Below are 3,400 nucleotides of genomic sequence, written 5' to 3'. Positions count from 1 at the left end.
ATTCTCCAGAGTTGAATCCTATTGAAAACAGTTGGGCTATTCTGAAAAAAGCTGTGACAGAATTACTTAGAAAAACAGAGAATTTAACTGACGCAATATCATACTGTTTAAAGACTAAATGACTATATCAGCTCTCGACTTCATTGATAAGGGATTAGAGCCTGATGATTTTGAAAAAAGAATCGAGGCTGTTCTTCTTTATGTTCAGAGACAAGAGCAAAAGACTGTGGGTGATGTCTTCTTCTTTCAGGGGAAATATAGTCAACTTCAGATTCCTTTTGAAGAAATTTATTATTTAGAAACTTCTCCCAAACCCCATCGAATTCTACTTCATTACTCTAGTGGAACCCTAGAATTTTTTGCCAGTTTAGAAGAAGTTTTGGAACAGGATTCCCGATTTTATCAATGCCATCGCTCCTATATTATTAATTTAAAAAATGTTATTCGGGTTGATAGAAGAAATCGTATGGTTTATTTTCAGGATCAAAAAAGTTGCCTGATTTCTCGAAGAAAAATAACGGAGCTGTTAGTCACATTAAGGAGGATGCGAGAGGGATCGACTAAAAATCTAGAACATTCCGATTAAAAAATTGGGTCTCAGTTTAATACTCCCTTAATTTCTACTCTAGGTATTTTGGGGATTTTTGTAAAAGACGATAGGAGATAGGTTATGAAACTTGAAAACTGCTTACGGATGTTGGATGGCTTGGTGAGATTGGTTATTATAGGAGGCTTTGTTTGGGTTCTGCTTGATTTATTTCAGGAGCCTAGGGATTATGGTCGCCTAGCTTTGGGTTTACTGGGTCTTTTTATGGTTTTCTATGCTTTTGTGATCAGAGATTTGAAAAGATTCCGCTTAAGCCGGGAGCCGGGGCAATATCAGCCTTCAAGTTCCTCTAGGCAATCGATTTATCTGGGGATTGACATTTTTATCCGCCTAGTCTTACTTGTCGTTGTGTTACTCTTTTTCTTGTATCCTGAATGGAGAGAACGGTATTGGTTTAGCCTAAGCTGTCTCTTTCTGGCTTATTGGGGCTTGGTTTCTAAAGGCCGGCATGAAGTGGGGCGGTGGAAATAAGTTGATAAGTAAAAACTGGCTTTCCTAGGAAGGTCAGTTTTGTTATGCTGTGAGGACTAATTTTTATCGCAAAATAGTAAACTTTTTAAAAATTATAGGTTTACACTTTTCTGGCTTTCTGTTATAGTGGGTAGCAAAAGAAGTGAATCTGATTCACTGTGTTATGAAGGAGTTAAGAATGTTACAAACCAGAGATCTGGCCCAGATTGGCCTTATGACCAGTTTTTTGATTGTGTTAGGCTGGCTTCCAGCGATTCCCTTAGGGTTTATCCCGGTTCCCATTGTCTTTCAAAACCTTGGAGTCATGCTGATTGGAGCGACTATGGGCGTTAAAAAAGGGAGTCTGACCCTGCTTCTCTTTTTTCTCTTCGGTCTGGTGCTTCCGGTTTTTTCAGGAAAATCTACAACCTTGACAACTTTGGTGGGTCCGACTGCGGGCTATGTGCTGGCCTGGGCTTTGGTTCCCTTGTTGATGGGCTGGCTGTTGTCGAAGGTGAAGCAGCCTACTTTTCCGGTTTTAGTAGCCGTGACGATTTTGGTCGGGGTTTTGTTTGTGGATGTGGTTGGTTCTGTTTGGCTATCACAAGTCACGAATCTATCTCTCAGTGCCTCGTTGTTTGCCAATCTGGCCTTTCTGCCCGGGGATCTGCTAAAAGCTTTTGTTGCTTGTTTGATCGCGCAGAGGATTTCAATTTTGGAGTAGACGGATGAAAACCTATGAAAAACTTTATCAAGTATTGGCAACTGCCCCAGACTTTGTAAGCGGTGAGACACTGGCTAAGCAACTCCAGATCTCACGCGCAGCTATTTGGAAGGCGATCAAGCAGTTGGAAAAAGAAGGTCTGGTAATTGAGGGTCTGAAAAATCGCGGCTACCGCCTGGTCTCTGGCGATCTGTTAGTAGCTGAAGCGATTGGTCAAAAACTAGGTTTGCCGGTTCATTTCAATCCAGACAGTCAGTCAACGCAAATCGATGCCAAGCAGGGGATCGCGCTGGGGAATCCGAGCCCAGCTCTTTATCTGGCTCCCAGTCAAAAGGCTGCGCGGGGACGCTTTTCCCGTCCCTTTTTTACTCCAGAAAGAGGTGGGATTTACATGAGTCTCCACCTAGAGCCAGGCCTGCCCTTGGCTCAGCTTCCCAGTTATACGCTTTTGATTGCGGCTAGTATTGTTCAGGCTATTTCCAATTTATTGGGACTGGAAACACAGATCAAATGGGTCAACGATATTTATCTAGGACAGAAAAAAATTGCTGGCGTTTTGACCGAGGCAGTCTCAGATGTGGAGACAGGGACCGTTGCTCATCTAATAATCGGGGTTGGTATTAATTTCTTTGTCCCGACCTTTCCCGAGGAGCTGAAGGATAAGGCCGGTTCTCTTTTTGATAGTCCACCCCAGCTGACTCGAAATGAGTTGATCGCTGAAATTTGGCGTGTTTTTTTCAGCAGTGAGGTCGATGATCTTTTCCAGCTTTATAAACAGCAGTCCCTAGTGCTGGGGCGGGAGATCAGCTATCAGTCTCAAGGGCAGATTGTTCGGGCTAGGGCAGTCGATATTTTAACAACGGGGGAACTAGTTGTTGAGACTGAGGCGGGACGTCAGATACTATCCGGTGGTGAAATCAGTCTTAGCAAGTGGTAGAAAAATAACCAAGACAGGTAGCAGTGTTTACCTGTCTTTTTCTTTGAAATACCCATTTTAACGATTTGATTCTTCAAATAATTTATAGGTTCAAACTAAAAAACTTGTAAAAATCCTTGAGAAATTGTTAGGCTTGTGTTAAAGTATCTAATAAGGTTTGAGAATCAAACCATTTAATTGTCAAAGGAAAGGAGTTTTATGACCTATTATGGAATTCTGATGGAAAAAACGGATGGTCTTGCCAAGCTGACCCTCAATCGACCTGAAGTGGCAAATCGTTTTAATGTTCCCATGTGTGACAGTATCTTAGCAGCACTGGCAGATGTGGCCCAGGATCAATCCTTAAAAGCGCTGGTGATTGAGGCAGTGGGCAAGGTGTTTTCTGTTGGGGGAGATCTGGTCCAAATGAAAGAGGCGGTCGACAATGAGAATATCGAGTCTCTGGTTCGGATTGCAGAGCAGGTAAATGAGATTTCCTTAGCCCTCAAAGCATTGGGGATCCCAGTTATCATGGTTGTTGATGGACCTGTTGCAGGTGCAGCCTTCAATCTGGTCTTATACTCATTTAAAATCAAAAGTTGAAAAATAATGGATGCTTAGTTTTGAAATACAACAATATAAAACCACTACGTATCTAGAAAGGACCTTGTCCATTCTCTATTCACAATGGATTTTAAGGTTT

The 3,400-nt window shown here is 42.2% G+C and carries 4 protein-coding genes and 1 pseudogene; all 5 read left to right on the top strand.

All coding sequences use genetic code 11. The features are described from left to right. Positions 1 to 118: 118 nt before the first annotated feature. Entirely contained in the window at positions 119 to 586 is a 468-nt protein-coding gene (locus HZY94_RS08440; RefSeq protein WP_179925787.1) for a LytR/AlgR family response regulator transcription factor, read from the top strand. A gap of 84 nt (positions 587 to 670) precedes the next feature. After that, entirely contained in the window at positions 671 to 1,078 is a 408-nt protein-coding gene (locus HZY94_RS08435) for a hypothetical protein (RefSeq protein ID WP_179925786.1), read from the top strand. A 178-nt stretch (positions 1,079 to 1,256) separates the two neighbouring features. Beyond that, positions 1,257 to 1,781 carry a biotin transporter BioY gene (locus HZY94_RS08430; RefSeq protein WP_179925785.1) on the top strand — a complete coding sequence of 175 codons (525 nt, stop codon included), beginning with the start codon at positions 1,257 to 1,259 and terminating at the stop codon, positions 1,779 to 1,781. Positions 1,782 to 1,785: 4 nt separating this feature from the next. After that, positions 1,786 to 2,718 (top strand): bifunctional biotin--[acetyl-CoA-carboxylase] ligase/biotin operon repressor BirA, encoded by a 933-nt coding sequence (gene birA / locus HZY94_RS08425; protein ID WP_179925784.1) that lies wholly within the window; start codon positions 1,786 to 1,788, stop codon positions 2,716 to 2,718. Between the two features lie 198 nt (positions 2,719 to 2,916). Further along, positions 2,917 to 3,276 (top strand): annotated as a pseudogene (locus HZY94_RS08420) (enoyl-CoA hydratase-related protein); the annotation flags it as partial. Between the last annotated feature and the right edge of the window lie 124 nt (positions 3,277 to 3,400).

It is taken from the genome of Streptococcus danieliae (genome assembly GCF_013415245.1).
Taxonomy (GTDB): Bacteria; Bacillota; Bacilli; order Lactobacillales; family Streptococcaceae; genus Streptococcus; species Streptococcus danieliae_A.
This window is presented reverse-complemented; position numbering and strand designations above follow the sequence as displayed.

Coding starts and splice junctions, on each gene's coding strand:
- HZY94_RS08440 (WP_179925787.1), top strand. CDS start 119: ATGACTATATCAGCTCTCGACTTCATTGATAAGGGATTAGAGCCTGAT.
- birA (WP_179925784.1), top strand. CDS start 1,786: ATGAAAACCTATGAAAAACTTTATCAAGTATTGGCAACTGCCCCAGAC.
- HZY94_RS08430 (WP_179925785.1), top strand. CDS start 1,257: ATGTTACAAACCAGAGATCTGGCCCAGATTGGCCTTATGACCAGTTTT.
- HZY94_RS08435 (WP_179925786.1), top strand. CDS start 671: ATGAAACTTGAAAACTGCTTACGGATGTTGGATGGCTTGGTGAGATTG.